Below are 13,821 nucleotides of genomic sequence, written 5' to 3' on the forward strand. Positions count from 1 at the left end.
TCAGTCTCCAGGCCTTTAGAGTCCGGGAAGGGTGAAGCTCTCGACCAGCAGGGACGCGAACAGCGCCACCAGATACAGGATCGAGAAGGCGAACAGGTTGCGCGCCGGTTTGGCTTCGGCGCGGACGTCATACAATGCGGCCTCTCGCCCCACGGCCTCGGCCTTGTCGGGCGCATCGCCCGCGCGCGACCGCCATAGACGCAAGGCCAGAGCCAGGAAGAACAGACCGCCGGCGATCGAGACGATCTGGTAGATCAGCCCGCCCATGCCCACGAAACCCGGCGCGACGGCCGAGGCCACGAAGATCAGGCTGTAGAGCCAGATCTGAAGCCGGGTCGATTTCGCGCCCCGCGCCACCGGCATCATGGGAATGCCCGCCTTGGCGTAGTCGCCGGCCGAATAGAGGGCCAGGGCCCAGCTGTGCGGCGGGGTCCACAGGAAGATGATGAGGAACAGGAGCCACGCCTGCCAGGGCGCCGAACCCGTCGCGGCGGCCCAGCCGATCACGGGCGGGAAGGCCCCGGCCGCGCCGCCGATGACGATGTTCTGGGGCGTCCGGCGCTTCAGCATCATCGTGTAGAAGACGGCGTAATAGACGATGGTCATGGCCAGCATCCCGGCCGCGAACCAGTTGGTGTTCATGCCCAGCAGCATGACCGAGAAGACCGACAGGACGATGCCGAAGGCGATGGCGTCGTTGCGCTTCAGGCGACCGGCCGCGACCGGACGGCCGCGCGTGCGGCGCATCAGGGCGTCGGTCTCGCCTTCGATGGCCATGTTCAGGGCGCCCGCCGCCCCCGCCCCGATGGCGATGCACAGGATGGCGATGGCGGCCACGATCGGGTTGATCGAGCCCGGCGCGATGATCAGGCCCGTCGCGGCGGTGAACACCACCACCGACATGACGCGCGGCTTCAGGAGCTGGAAGAAGTCTTCCGGCTGGGTCGTCGACGGGGCGTGTGCGGAAGCCTCGGTCATCTACTCACATCGTCATCCTCGGGCTTGTCCCGAGGATCCATTCGTCCACCTCAAAGGCGGAGCCCCGGACGCGTTAACGTCCGGGGCCATTGTATCGGTCGTACCGGCCCCGCCATGGATCCTCGGCACAGGGCCGAGGATGACGGGGGCGAGGCCTAGTGGTCGTCGCCCTTCACCACCGGCAGTTCGTTGAACTGGTGGTGCGGCGGCGGCGAGGACAGGGTCCACTCCAGGGTCGTCGCGCCTTCACCCCAGGGGTTGGCGACGCCCTTGCGGCGACGGATCGCGGCCTCGGCCAGCATGATCAGGAAGACGCCAACGCCGACGACGGTGATCACGTAACCGATGGACGAGACGTGGTTCCACAGGGTGTAGGCTTCCGGATAGTCGATGTAGCGACGCGGCATGCCCTGCAGACCCAGGAAGTGCTGCGGGAAGAAGACGACGTTGACGCCGACGAACATGATCCAGAAGTGCAGCGCACCCAGGAACTCGTTGTACTTCACGCCGAACATCTTCTCGAACCAGTAGTAGAAGCCGGCGAAGATCGCGAACACGGCGCCCAGCGACAGCACGTAGTGGAAGTGGGCGACCACGTAGTAGGTGTCGTGCAGGCTGTAGTCGATGCCGGCGTTCGACAGGACCACGCCGGTCACGCCGCCGACGGTGAACAGGAAGATGAAGCCGATGGCCCACAGCATGGGGGTCTTGAAGCTGATCGAGCCGCCCCACATCGTGGCGATCCACGAGAAGATCTTAACGCCCGTCGGCACCGCGATGATCATGGTGGCGGCGATGAAGTAGGCGCGCAGGTTCACGCTCATGCCGACCGTGTACATGTGGTGCGCCCACACGATGAAGCCGACGAAGCCGATGGCGACCATGGCGTAGGCCATCGCGAGGTAGCCGAAGACCGGCTTCTTCGAGAAGGTCGAGACGATGTGCGAGATGATGCCGAACCCTGGCAGGATCAGGATGTAGACCTCGGGGTGACCGAAGAACCAGAACAGGTGCTGGAACATGACCGGGTCGCCGCCGCCGGCGGGATCGAAGAAGTGGGTGCCGAAGTTGCGGTCCGTCAGCAGCATGGTGATGGCGCCGGCCAGGACGGGCAGCGACAGCAAGAGCAGGAAGGCGGTGATCAGCACCGACCAGGCGAACAGCGGCATGCGGTGCAGGGTCATGCCCGGCGCGCGCATGTTGAAGATGGTCGTGATGAAGTTGATCGCGCCCAGGATCGACGAGGCGCCCGCGACGTGCAGCGAGAAGATCGCCAGGTCCATGGCCGGACCGGTGTGACCGTTGGTCGAGAGCGGCGGATAGATGGTCCAGCCGCCGCCGAAGCCCTTGCCCGGGCCGCCGTCGACGAACATCGACAGGCACAGCAGCACCCAGGCCGCGACCAGCAGCCAGAAGGAGATGTTGTTCATGCGCGGGAAGGCCATGTCCGGCGCGCCGATCATGATCGGAACGAACCAGTTGCCGAAGCCGCCGATCATGGCGGGCATGACCATGAAGAAGATCATGATCAGGGCGTGGGCCGTGACGGTGACGTTGTAGCCGTGCTTGGACGCCTCGACGATGCCGAGTTGCTCGATCAGGCCGCCCTGGACGAAATACTGAATGCCCGGCTCGGCCAGTTCCAGACGGATCAGGCCCGACAGGAAGCCGCCCACGATCCCCGCCATGATGGCGAAGATCAGGTACAGGGTGCCGATGTCCTTGTGGTTGGTGGACAGGAACCAGCGGGTGAAGAAGCCCGGCTTGTGGTCATGCTCCTCGTGGGCGTCGTGCCCAGGATTTGCGTGGGTGTCTGCGGTGATGTCGGTGGCCATGTCGGTCTCTGGCTCGCGGTTACTGGGCGGCCGGAGCGGCGGCCGGAGCCGTCGCAGCAGGAGCGGTCGGGGCGGCGGTCGGGGCCGTCGCGGCGGTTGCGGTTTCGGCGGTCGCGGCCGGAGCGGCGGCCGGGGCCGCGGCGTCGGCGGCGCCGACGGCGACCTGGGCGGCCGTGCCGCCCGGAGCGGCTTCCGGCGAGGCCGGGGTCATGGAGCCGCCCTTGGAGGCGACCCAGGCGGCGAACTCGGCCTCGGTCACGACATTGATCTGGATCGGCATGAAGGCGTGGTCGACGCCGCACAGTTCCGAGCACTGGCCGTAGAAGACGCCCGTGCGCTCGGCGCGGAACCAGGTCTCGTTGACGCGGCCCGGAACGGCGTCGGTCTTCAGACCGAAGGCCGGCAGGGCGAAGGCGTGGATCACGTCCGAAGCCGTCACCAGCACGCGGACGGTCTTGCCGACCGGCACCACGATCGGCTCGTCGGCGGCCAGGCGGAACGGCACGTTCTGGGCGCGGGCCTCGTCTTCCGGCAGCATGTTGGAGATGTATTCGGCGATGCCCTGGTCCGGATACTCGTAGGCCCAGTTCCACTGGTTGCCCGTGGCCTTCACCGTCAGGTCCGGCGTCGGCATGTCGTGGTAGGCGAAGAGCAGGCGGAACGAGAACAGCGAGATGCCCACCAGGATCATCACCGGCACCACGGTCCAGATGATCTCGATCAGGGTGTTGTGGCTCCACTTGGCCGGGACCGGATTGGCCTTGGCGTTGTAGCGGATCACGATCCAGATCAGCAGGCCCAGCACCAGCACGCAGATGGCGGTGATGATCGGCAGGAGGATCGCGTCATGGAAGATGTGCGCCTCGTGCTTCAGCGGCGAGGCGGCCGGCTGCAGGGCGATGCCGCCCGGCGTCGGCTGGCCCATCAGGTCCTGCGCCCACGTCGGCGTGGCGAAGAAGACGGCGAGCGATGCGGAGGCCAGAACGCCGCCCATCTTGCTCAGGGCTCGGGTGCCCAGTCCCATGCGAGAAATCCTCATCAAAGTCATCTGCATCAAGTAGTTGCGATCCACTCGCAAATACTTGGCCGGGCTCTCGGAAGAGGCGGCGTTTCTGAGGCGGTCCATATCGCCCCCTCTCGCGGTTGCCAAGCGATCCGGGCGCCGCATGTGCGATTTCATGGCGGAGCTAAGGCGACCCCCGTTCCTTAAATCGCTGTCATGTTTGGCCAGCTACCTTGCGAGGCAAGATACCTTGCGATAGCCTCCAACCATCAAAGGAGGTGCTCGGACATGCCCGAAACCATAGAGATTCAGTTGAAGAAGGGGGTGCTGGGGCTTTGCGTCCTGGCCCTGTTGGCCCGCGCCGACAGCTACGCCTACGAGATCGCCAGCCGGCTGTCGGACGCGATCGACATGGGCGAGGGCACCATCTACCCCCTGATGCGCCGGATGCAGTCCGACGGCCTGGTGGAGACCTATCTGGTCGAATCATCGTCCGGCCCGTCGCGCAAATACTACCGGCTCAGCCCGGCCGGCCGCGACGCCCTGGCCGCCCAGTCCGCCGAATGGACCCATTTCACCCGCGCCGTGGACGCCATCGTGTCCGCCGACGCCCCCTTATCCGCCGTCACCGAGCCTGGAGAGCCCGCATGACCCGCACAGAGTTCATCTCTCGCCTGAGGCAGGGCCTCGTCGGCCTGCCGATGTCGGTCGCCGCCGAAATCGTCTCCGACTACGAGACCCATTTCGAGGACGGCGTCGCCGCGGGCCGTTCGGAGGCCGAGGTGGCCGCCGCGCTCGGCGATCCCGCCCGTCTGGCCCGTGAACTGCGCGCCGAGGCCGGCGCCCAGCGCTGGCATCAGGAAAAGAACCCGTCCGCCGCCGCCGCCGCCGTCTTCGCGGTCCTGGGTCTGGGCGCCATCGACATCCTGATCCTCCTGCCCATCCTGATGGGGGTGATCGGGGCCCTGTTCGGCATCGGCATCGCCGTCATCGCCGTCTTCATCACCGGCGGCGGCATCATGGTCGGCGGTCCCTTCCTGGACGTGCCCGGCGGCGCCGGCGCCTCGATCCTGGCGGGTCTCGGCCTGATGGCCGGCGCGACCTCGGCCGGAGCCCTCCTGGCCGTGGTCACCATCGGCCTGGTCAACGCCATCGTCTGGTTCGCCCGCCTGCACTACCGCCTGCTCAAGCCCGCGCTCGAGCCTCAAGCCAACACCGTCGCCACGGGAGACGTCGCATGATCCGCACCCTTCTCATCATCGCCGCGGCCGGCCTGGTGCTGGCCACGGCCTCCCTGGCCGGCGCCTTCGCCCTGGGTGGCCGCGACATGGCCCGCCACGGCTGGGAGTGGACCTTCACCGACCGGGACGGCGACACCGTCCGCTTCGAACGCGACGACGGGACGCGCAGCCCCGACACCACCCGCATGATCGAGTGGACCGGCGGCCAGAGCCTGACCGTCGATCTGTCCGCCGACGTCGACTACGTCCAGGGCGACACGCCCGGCGTCACCGTCACCGGCCCGGCCGATCTGGTCGAACGGGTCCAGTTGATCGACGGCCGCCTGACCTGGCAGGAGCGCGAAGGTCCGAACCACGAGACCGTCGTCTTCGGCCGCAACACCCACGGCCGCGGCGTCTGGGTCCATTCGGAACAGGTGAAGATCGTGGTCACCGCCCCGAACATCAACAGCTTCAACGTGGAGGGCTCCTCCAACCTGATGCTGCGGAACTACGACCAGGACACGCTGCAGATCGACATCTCCGGCTCCGGCGAGGTCACCGCGATCGGCCGCACCCGGTCTCTGGAAGTCGACATCTCCGGCTCCGGCGACGCGGACCTGGGCGCCTTGGCCACCACCGACGCCAATGTCGCCATCGCCGGCTCGGGGGACGCCACCGTCTCCCCGACCGGCCGGGCCGACATCACCATCAACGGCTCGGGCGACGTCGACCTGACCACCCGCCCCGCGACCGTGAACCAGAACATCTCGGGTTCGGGCGAGGTCGATTTCGTCTCGAGCCGCACCACGGTCACGACCTCTCGCGAAGTCGCGAGCGCGCCCGGCGTGAGGGTCACCACCTCGACCGAACGACCGGCGAACTGAAAAAGCGGCTCTCCCTCCCCCTCGGGGGAGGGTCGTCGCGTAGCGACGGGGTGGGGAGGGCAAGGCGACCGAGCGACGACTTGTCCGTGGGGCCTCGCCTTGCCGCCCCCACCCGGTCTCCGCTTCGCTTCGACCACCCTCCCCGAACGGGGAGGGAGAAGACATTCGCGCTTCGCCTCCCTATCTTCTCTCCATGACCGTCCACATCCCCCCGCCGCCGCTCCTCGAAACCGCCGGTGTCGACCCCGACGAAGCCCTGTCGATCCTCCAGGGCGCCCTGCACGGCGCGGACGACGGCGAACTCTTCCTCGAACGCTCCGAATCGGAATCGCTCGTCTTCGACGACGGTCGCCTGAAGTCCGCCGCCTATGACGCCACCGAGGGCTTCGGCCTGCGCGTCGTCGCCGGAGAGACCGCGGGCTACGCCCACGCCAACGAGATCAGCGCAGCCGCCCTCCGTCGCGCCGCCGAATCGGCCGCCCTGGCCAAGTCCGGCCATGCGGGCGCTGCCGCCGAAGGCCCCCGCGCGACGAACCAGAAGCTCTACGACGCGGTCGATCCCCTCGCCTTCCCCGCCTTCTCCGACAAGATCGCCCTGCTGCAGGAGATCGACGCCTGGGCCCGCGCCCGCGACCCGCGCGTGGTTCAGGTCTCGGCCTCCATCGTCGGCGAGCGCCGCGCCATCGAGATCCTGCGCGCCGATGCGCTCAAGGTTCAGGACGTCCGCCCCCTGGTTCGCCTCAACGTCTCCATCACCGTGGAGAAGGATGGCCGTCGCGAGACCATGTCCAACGGCGCCGGCGGCCGCGCCGGCTTCGAAACCTGGGTCGCGCCCGAGCGCTGGCAGGCCCAGGTGGACGAGGCCCTGCGCGGCGCACTGGTGAACCTGGAGGCCGTCGATTGCCCGGCCGGAGAGATGGACGTGGTCCTCGCCGCCGGCTGGCCCGGCGTCCTGCTGCACGAAGCCATCGGCCACGGGTTCGAGGGCGACTTCCACCGCAAGGGCTCCTCGGTCTTCACCGGCATGATGGGCAAGCGGGTCGCCGCGCCGGGCGTCACCATCGTCGACGACGGCTCCATCGCCGGACGTCGCGGCTCGCTGTCGGTCGATGACGAAGGCACCCCGACCTCGCGCACCGTCCTGATCGAGGACGGCATCATGGTCGGCCTGATGAACGACCGTCTGTCGGCGCGTCAGCTGGGCCAGCGCGCCACAGGCAACGGCCGTCGCCAGTCCTTCGCCCACCAGCCCATGCCGCGCATGACCAACACCTTCATGGAAGGCGGCAAGGACAAGCAGGCGGACATGATCGCCTCCACCAGGCGCGGCCTCTATGCCGCCAATTTCGGCGGCGGCCAGGTGGACATCACCAACGGCAAATTCGTCTTCCAGTGCACCGAGGCCTATCTGATCGAGGACGGCAAGATCACCGCTCCGGTGCGCGGCGCGACCCTGATCGGCGACGGCGCCACGGCCCTGACCAATGTCACCATGATCGGCGACGACTTCGCCTTCGACCCCGGCGTCGGCGTCTGCGGCAAGGCGGGCCAGGGCGTCCCGGTCGGCATCGGCCAGCCGTCGCTCAAGATCGGCGGCCTGACGGTGGGCGGCACGGCGGTCTAGGCTCCGTCTTCACGGTCCAGCCCCCCTTGCCCATGCACCCCGGCGAAGGCTGGGGTGCAGCGCCCGACTCGGTTCTGAGAAAATATTCTTCCCCGGCCCTTGCGCCGCCTGCCCATCCTCCCCACGTCCGCGTCAGGTCTTTGACACGTCCATAGACATCGAACGCGCTGCACGCTCGCGGCCGCCAAATTTCACATAATCTGGCACGACCTGACCACCGCCGACCGACAACGCATTGATTCTAAAGAACTGGCACGTGGCACGTGGCACTCCGTTTTCGCGATCAGTGCCACAGACGTTCCGACCCTTTGCACTGTTGCACTCCGAATTCCGGAAACAGTGCAAGCGCCTGGAACGCGCCTCGCTCAGTCTTCAGCCTTCCAGTCCGGTCCGCGCACGTCCAGCCCCTCGGCCTCCAGCTGGTCGAGCACGCCGCCGGGCTCGGCCAACAGGCGCAGGGCCGCGACGCCCACCGTCACGCCCGGCTGGGACAGCGCATTCTGCGTCGCCGCGCGCCATTGCTCGCGCTGGGCCGGCGCCACCTCGGGATCGCCCGATGGCCAGCACAGGTCGTAGGCCTGATCCAGCGGCGCGGCCAAAACCTCCGTGACCCTCAGGGAACGCCAGGCCTCCAGCCGCGCCTGCGCGCCGGCGGGTCCGGCTTCCGCCGCCGCGATCGAGGCCCCGATACAGGGGGTGTATTGGGCGGGAGGCCCGGAGATCAGCCCCTCCACCAGCTCATCGCCCCGCACGATGCCGACGGGTTCGCCCGAGAGCCTTGCGCGCCGCGCCGCATCACGCACCGCCGCGACCGCGCCGGACGTCCGCCGTTCTCGCCCGGCCTTTTCGAGAAGATCGAAGCTCAGGGCGACGAAGCTCTTGGTGCGCCAGCCGTCGCCCTCCCCGGCCATCAGCGTCTCCAGTCGGGCCTGCAGGTCCGGCGGCAGATAGTCGGCCGTGGTCGTCCCTTGCGGCAGACGCGAGATGGTCCGGATGCGCCACAGAATGCGAAACACGTCGCTCATGGAGCCGCGCGCCTCGGTCGGATAGAGAATCCGCTGCGAACGCCGCGTCGCCTCCTCCAGCGCCTCGGGTCGCCAGACGAAGTCGCGCGGCACCCCGCTGATGGCGCCGACCAGGATGACGGTCGAATCGCCCCGCTCCACCGTCCACATCGGCGCCCCTGCCCGGCGGGCGGTGACGACGATGTCCTCGACCCTGTCCTCGTCCGCGTCCTGGGCCCAGACCGGCGTCGTCGCCGCCAGCGCCAGAACCAGACCCAACCCCGCCATCGCGCGTCGCATGCGCCACTCCTTCACAGCCGTTTCACTGGACCATCGAAGGCGGTTGTGGCTCAAGCGTGGCCGTGCGGAACCGTCGCCCTTTCGCGGTGTTCCGCTGACGCCCGCCGACCAGAGGTCCCGTCGCCATGACCCACCCCCTGTCCCGCACCGACGTCCGCCTGGGCCTCGCCGCCCTGGCCGTGGTCGTCGGGGTCGTCGGCGTCGGCGCCTTCATCATGGGCGGATCGGAAGCGGCCCGCCCCCTGGGACCAGGCATCAGCATCGCCGTCGTCGCACCCGTGGAACCCGAGGTCCTGCCCGGAGAGACGATGGAGGTCGGCGCCCTCAACGACGGCTTCGACCGCGCCGCCCTGGAACGAGCCGCCGCGCCTCCGGTCGACGACACCTATACGCCCGAACCCGCCTGGCTGGGCCCGCCCCTGCCCGCGCGGGAGGACACGCCCCGCATGCCCATGCCGACCCCGGTGCGCGAAGTCCGCGTGATCGAATCGGCCCCGCGTCCCGCCGACCCTCTGGCTGACGGATCCCGGTCCTTCGGCTTCGACAAGCCACGCCCCGACTACGCCGAGGAGCGTCGCGTGCGCTGGGAACGGATCGAGGCCGGCACGCCAAGTGCAACCGCCACGACTGGAAATGAAGCGCCCGGTCCGGTTCAGTATTCGTCTGAATAAGACACGAAGATTGCCGCCCTGTAATGCTGTCCAAGATGTAATCCACCTGTCCAGCTTGTAACTGGAGTGAAACGCGGCGGGTCGTCACACCTCTCCTCACAAAACGAGGGGAACCCCAGGCGATGACCAAGACCATTCTTCTGGCCACGACGGCCATTCTGTTCACGGCGACCGGCGCCCTGGCCCAGACGACGGCCCCTGCCCCCGCGCCCCAGGCCGAAGCCGGCCAGCAGGGCGTCCTGGTCTTCACCCCGGACTTCTTCGCCGCCCAGCGCCCCAACACCGCGCTGGACATGGTCAACCGGATCCCCGGCTTCTCGGTCCAGGACGGCGCCGGCTCGCGCGGCTTCGAAGGCGCGGTCGGCAACATCCTGATCAACGGCGCCCGCCCGGCCTCGAAGAACGACACCGGCTCCTCGGTCCTCGGCCGCACCCTGGTCGCCCAGGTCGACCGCATCGAACTGGTCCGCGGCGGCGCCCCCGGCATCGACATGCAGGGCTATTCCGTCGTCGTGAACGTCATCACCAAGAGCCAGTCCAGCATCGAACAGATCCTGACCGGCAGCTACTTCCTGTTCGAGGGCGGCACCGACGCGGCCAACGGCAGCTACCAGTTCACCGCCCGCGACGGCGACCGCGTCATGGGCTTCACCCTGTCGGACGGCGTTTCGATCAGCGACGCCAACGGCGTGGGCCGCGTCATCCGCCGCTCGGCCGACGGGACCCTGCTGCGCGACGAAGGCTATCGCAACGACCAGCAGGGCGGCGGCCAGAGCGTTCGCGGCAACTACGCCAACACCTTCCTGGGCGGCAAGATCGACCTGACCGCCCGGATCGGCCAGAACGACTACAGCCAGTGGAGCGTCCAGGACGCCCCCAACGTGCTTCGCCGCAACAGCTACGACGAGGACGGCGCCAGCGGCGAGGTCGGCGCGGTCTACACCCGCCCGGTCCGCAACGGCCTGACCTCGGAAACCCGCTTCATCCGCGAATGGAGCGACTTCGAGAGCGCCTCGGTCTCCTCCACCCGCCTCGGCGCCGTCGACAGCCCGGAGCAGCGCTTCGCCTCGACCGGCGAGTCCTCCGAGACCATCCTGCGCTCGCTGCTGCGCTGGGAGCGGTCGCCCTCGATGACCCTCGAAGGCGGCGGCGAGGTCGCCTACAACATGCTGTCGGTCGATCAGGCCTTCAGCGTCGGCGGCGTCGGCGTGCCCCTGCCCTCCGCCTCGGTCACGGTCGAGGAAACGCGGGGGGAGGCCTTCGGCAAGGCGACCTGGCGCGTCCGTCCCAACCTGACCGTCGAGGGCGGCCTGCGTCTGGAGGCCTCGACCATCAGCCAGTCCGGCGACGCCGATCTGGAGAAGAGCTTCTTCTTCGCCAAGCCGCGCGTCCAGGTCACCTGGACCCCCATGCCCCAGAACCAGCTCCGCTTCCGCTTCGAGCGTGAACTGGGCCAGCTGGACTTCGGCGACTTCGCCGCCTCGGCCGAGCTCAGCAACGAGAACGTCTTCGGCGGCAACGTCGATCTGGAGCCGGAACAGCGCTGGATCTCGGAGCTGATCTACGAGCGCCGCTTCCTGGGTGACGGCATCGTTTCCATCGGCTACCGCCACGACGAGATCATCGACGTGATCGACCGCCTGCCCCTGCCCGGCAACCTGTCGGCGACCGGCAACATCGGCGACGGGACGCTGGATCAGCTGGCGGTCAATGTGATCGTGCCGCTGAACTGGACCGGCTTCTCGGGCGGCCGGTTCCAGTTCCGCAACACCTGGAACCACACCGAGGTCACCGACCCGACCACGGGCCAGATCCGCCCCATCTCGCGCGTCCGCCCGTCCCAGCCCGGCTTCACCCTGTCGCAGGACATCACGAGCTGGAAGGTGAACTGGTCGGTCACCTACCTGGATCGCCTGCAGCAGATTTCCTACGACCCGGACCAGACCTCGGGCTTCCGCGGCAGCGACTATCTGGAGGCTTTCGCCGAATACAAGCCGACCCCGACGCTCTCGATCTTCGTCAAGGTCAACGTCTGGAACGACTTCCAGGTGGAACGGACGGTCTTCGCCAACCGCAGCCAGGCGCGGCCCATCGACTATGTCGAACTGCGCCCTGTCGATCCGCGCACCTTCTGGCAGATCCGGGTCCGCAAGACCTTCTGATGAAGGCCGAAAGGCGTCGCCGACGATGTCAAAGACCGGCTCTCCAGATGGGGCCGGCGTCGGCGAGGCAAGGACGGATTATGAATTAATTCCACATCCGGTTCACAAAAAAGGCGACGTCCGCGAGGACGCCGCCTTTCTCTTTGTCCGACGAACCGATCAGCCCGTCGTGGTGGCGTTCGGACGCGCGACGTTGCCGTCCTCGCGACCGCCATCGGTCAGATCCGGTCCCGGATGGTTGCCCGGCTCGTTCACGCCGTTCGACCATTTCGAGATGAAGAAGCTGATGATGATGAAGCCGATACCGATGCCGACGCCCCACAGACCGATCAGGTTGAAGGTCTGGAGCGACGTCTGAAGCGCGGCCTCGGGGTCGGCGACGTGGCCGCCCACCGTGTCCGTGCCCGCCAGCTTGGCGATCTCGCCGCCCAGGAAGTGGGCGATGGCGGAGGCCATGAACCAGACGGCCATCATGAAGCTGACGATCGAGGCGACCGACAGCTTGGTGATTTCCGACAGGCCCACCGGCGACAGGAAGAGCTCGCCCGTCGTGTGCAGCATGTAGAGGAAGCCCAGCAGCACCAGAGGCGTGCGGAACGACTCGTCGACCATGCCGGAGTTGGCGCCCCACACCACGACCAGGAAGCCGAGGCCGACCTGGATGATGCCCAGGCCGAACTTCACGACCGGGTTCGGGTCCATCTTGCGCTGACCCAGGAAGGCCCAGAGAGCCGCGAACACGGGGGCGAAGATCAGGATGAAGCCGGCGTTGAACGACTGGGTCTGCGAGGCCGTGATCGAGGTGTCGATCCACAGGCCTGTGGTCTGCAGGCCGGCGGCCGCCATCTGGGCCGGAGTGCCGTAGGGGATGCCGAGGAAGGTGCCGGCGGCGCCCGTCAGCGACAGGTCGACGTTACGGTCGGCGAACAGGTTCAGCGAGGAACCGGCCTGTTCGAACAGGGTGAAGAAGACCGCCGAGCCGAAGATCAGCACCATGGCCAGCATCATCCGCTCGCGCGCGATCTTGTCGCCCTTGAGCTTGAAGACGATGAACCAGGCGATGAAGCCCAGGGCCGCGATGGTCGAGAGCAGCAGCCCCTGACCGACCAGGGCGTGGTTCGGCACGATGAAGAACAGGGCGCCGACGCCGACGAAGGCCAGCAGATAGATGATGGTCTCGCGGTTCAGGAAACCGGCGACCGGCTTCTTGATCAGCTCGGGGAAGGGGCTTTCGCCCTTGCCCTGCAGCAGGGGTTTGCCCAGCCAGAAGACGATCAGACCCACGAACATGCCGATGCCGGCCAGACCGAAGCCCCAGCCCCAGCCGAAATTCTGGCCGAGGTAGCCGCACAGCACCGCCGCCCAGAAGGCGCCGAGGTTGATGCCGTAGTAGTAGAGGGTGAAGCCGGAATCCCGACGCGGATCGCCCTGCGGATAGAGCTGACCCACCAGGGTGGAGATGTTCGGCTTCAGGAAGCCCACGCCCATGATGATGAGCGACAGGGCCAGGAAGAACCAGGGCTCGCCCGTCGACTTGATCACGTCGGGCTGAAGGGTCGCGGTCGCCAGGGGCGAACCGGCCGGCAGGCCCTGGACGGCGATCGCGCCGTTGGTGGTCGTGTAGTCGTAGGCCGTGCCGTCGACGACGACCTGGGCGACGTTCAGATCGCCACGCTCGACCGACTGGACGACATAGGTCTGGTCGCCGTTGCGCAGGACCTGCTGGGCCGGGCTGCCTTCGACCGCCATCAGGCCGTGGCCCATGACCAGGAGGATGGCGCCGAACATGATGGCCTTGCGCGTGCCGATGTAGCGGTCGGCGACGATGCCGCCGATCAGGGGCAGGAGGTACACCAGGGAGCCGTAGGTGCCGTACTGGCCGGAGGCCTGGCTGTCAGGGAAGAGGAAATGCTGGGTCAGATAGAAGATCAGAAGACCGCGCATGCCGTAGAAGGAGAAACGCTCCCACATCTCGGCGAAGAAACAGATCAACAGGCCCTTGGGGTGCTGTTTCAGGATCTGCATCAGGACCGGAAGGCCGGTCACCAGGGTGATGACGATACCCAGGATGATGACGATGTTCATGCGCGGCCTCCCGCGCGGATGGTAAGTCGTTGTTGGCGAAGCCCGATACGGG

Annotated in this window: 11 protein-coding genes; 6 read left to right on the forward strand and 5 right to left on the reverse strand. The window is 67.5% G+C overall.

Annotated features, from left to right (window positions below; translation table 11 throughout):
- Window positions 1-15: 15 nt before the first annotated feature.
- The 3 genes from cyoE to coxB form a co-directional block, all read right to left on the reverse strand.
- Entirely contained in the window at window positions 16-978 is a 963-nt protein-coding gene (cyoE, locus tag ACETK8_RS19035) for a heme o synthase (protein ID WP_374037394.1), read from the reverse strand.
- A gap of 155 nt (window positions 979-1,133) precedes the next feature.
- Window positions 1,134-2,813 carry a cytochrome c oxidase subunit I gene (gene ctaD, locus ACETK8_RS19040; protein ID WP_374037395.1) on the reverse strand — a complete coding sequence of 560 codons (1,680 nt, stop codon included), beginning with the start codon at window positions 2,811-2,813 and terminating at the stop codon, window positions 1,134-1,136.
- A 19-nt stretch (window positions 2,814-2,832) separates the two neighbouring features.
- Window positions 2,833-3,837 carry a cytochrome c oxidase subunit II gene (coxB, locus tag ACETK8_RS19045; protein WP_374037396.1) on the reverse strand — a complete coding sequence of 335 codons (1,005 nt, stop codon included), beginning with the start codon at window positions 3,835-3,837 and terminating at the stop codon, window positions 2,833-2,835.
- Window positions 3,838-4,104: 267 nt separating this feature from the next.
- Between coxB and ACETK8_RS19050 the strand changes: the two genes are divergently transcribed.
- From ACETK8_RS19050 to tldD, 4 genes are all read left to right on the forward strand, one after another.
- Entirely contained in the window at window positions 4,105-4,467 is a 363-nt protein-coding gene (locus tag ACETK8_RS19050; protein ID WP_374037397.1) for a PadR family transcriptional regulator, read from the forward strand.
- A complete protein-coding gene (locus ACETK8_RS19055) occupies window positions 4,464-5,057 on the forward strand; it encodes a DUF1700 domain-containing protein (protein WP_374037398.1) in 594 nt (197 codons plus the stop codon). The genes ACETK8_RS19050 and ACETK8_RS19055 overlap by 4 nt, the downstream gene beginning before the upstream one ends.
- Window positions 5,054-5,923 (forward strand): GIN domain-containing protein, encoded by an 870-nt coding sequence (locus tag ACETK8_RS19060; RefSeq protein WP_374037399.1) that lies wholly within the window; start codon window positions 5,054-5,056, stop codon window positions 5,921-5,923. Before ACETK8_RS19055 ends, ACETK8_RS19060 begins: the two co-directional genes overlap by 4 nt.
- Window positions 5,924-6,116: 193 nt before the next feature.
- Window positions 6,117-7,547 (forward strand): metalloprotease TldD, encoded by a 1,431-nt coding sequence (gene tldD / locus ACETK8_RS19065; RefSeq protein ID WP_374037400.1) that lies wholly within the window; start codon window positions 6,117-6,119, stop codon window positions 7,545-7,547.
- 365 nt (window positions 7,548-7,912) lie between these two features.
- On the opposite strand, the gene ACETK8_RS19070 is transcribed toward tldD, so the two are convergent.
- On the reverse strand, window positions 7,913-8,851 hold the full coding sequence (locus ACETK8_RS19070; RefSeq protein WP_374037401.1) for a TraB/GumN family protein: 939 nt from the start codon (window positions 8,849-8,851) through the stop codon (window positions 7,913-7,915).
- Window positions 8,852-8,976: 125 nt separating this feature from the next.
- Between ACETK8_RS19070 and ACETK8_RS19075 the strand changes: the two genes are divergently transcribed.
- Complete coding sequence (locus tag ACETK8_RS19075; RefSeq protein ID WP_374037402.1) at window positions 8,977-9,522, forward strand: hypothetical protein; 546 nt, start codon at window positions 8,977-8,979, stop codon at window positions 9,520-9,522.
- 122 nt (window positions 9,523-9,644) lie between these two features.
- Window positions 9,645-11,684 (forward strand): TonB-dependent receptor plug domain-containing protein, encoded by a 2,040-nt coding sequence (locus ACETK8_RS19080; RefSeq protein WP_374037403.1) that lies wholly within the window; start codon window positions 9,645-9,647, stop codon window positions 11,682-11,684.
- A gap of 159 nt (window positions 11,685-11,843) precedes the next feature.
- Here the strand turns inward: ACETK8_RS19080 and ACETK8_RS19085 are convergent, their stop codons facing one another.
- Window positions 11,844-13,769, reverse strand: coding sequence for a peptide MFS transporter (locus tag ACETK8_RS19085; protein ID WP_374037404.1), 1,926 nt, complete (start codon window positions 13,767-13,769; stop codon window positions 11,844-11,846).
- Window positions 13,770-13,821 lie beyond the last annotated feature (52 nt).

This window comes from Brevundimonas staleyi, from assembly GCF_041893865.1.
In the GTDB taxonomy this organism is placed as follows: Bacteria; Pseudomonadota; Alphaproteobacteria; order Caulobacterales; family Caulobacteraceae; genus Brevundimonas; species Brevundimonas staleyi.

Excerpts from the sequence above, each read along its gene's own strand:
- ctaD (WP_374037395.1), bottom strand. The coding sequence starts at position 2,813 with ATGGCCACCGACATCACCGCAGACACCCACGCAAATCCTGGGCACGAC.
- ACETK8_RS19075 (WP_374037402.1), top strand. The coding sequence starts at position 8,977 with ATGACCCACCCCCTGTCCCGCACCGACGTCCGCCTGGGCCTCGCCGCC.
- ACETK8_RS19085 (WP_374037404.1), bottom strand. The coding sequence starts at position 13,769 with ATGAACATCGTCATCATCCTGGGTATCGTCATCACCCTGGTGACCGGC.
- ACETK8_RS19050 (WP_374037397.1), top strand. The coding sequence starts at position 4,105 with ATGCCCGAAACCATAGAGATTCAGTTGAAGAAGGGGGTGCTGGGGCTT.
- ACETK8_RS19070 (WP_374037401.1), bottom strand. The coding sequence starts at position 8,851 with ATGCGACGCGCGATGGCGGGGTTGGGTCTGGTTCTGGCGCTGGCGGCG.
- cyoE (WP_374037394.1), bottom strand. The coding sequence starts at position 978 with ATGACCGAGGCTTCCGCACACGCCCCGTCGACGACCCAGCCGGAAGAC.
- tldD (WP_374037400.1), top strand. The coding sequence starts at position 6,117 with ATGACCGTCCACATCCCCCCGCCGCCGCTCCTCGAAACCGCCGGTGTC.
- ACETK8_RS19080 (WP_374037403.1), top strand. The coding sequence starts at position 9,645 with ATGACCAAGACCATTCTTCTGGCCACGACGGCCATTCTGTTCACGGCG.
- ACETK8_RS19055 (WP_374037398.1), top strand. The coding sequence starts at position 4,464 with ATGACCCGCACAGAGTTCATCTCTCGCCTGAGGCAGGGCCTCGTCGGC.
- coxB (WP_374037396.1), bottom strand. The coding sequence starts at position 3,837 with ATGGGACTGGGCACCCGAGCCCTGAGCAAGATGGGCGGCGTTCTGGCC.
- ACETK8_RS19060 (WP_374037399.1), top strand. The coding sequence starts at position 5,054 with ATGATCCGCACCCTTCTCATCATCGCCGCGGCCGGCCTGGTGCTGGCC.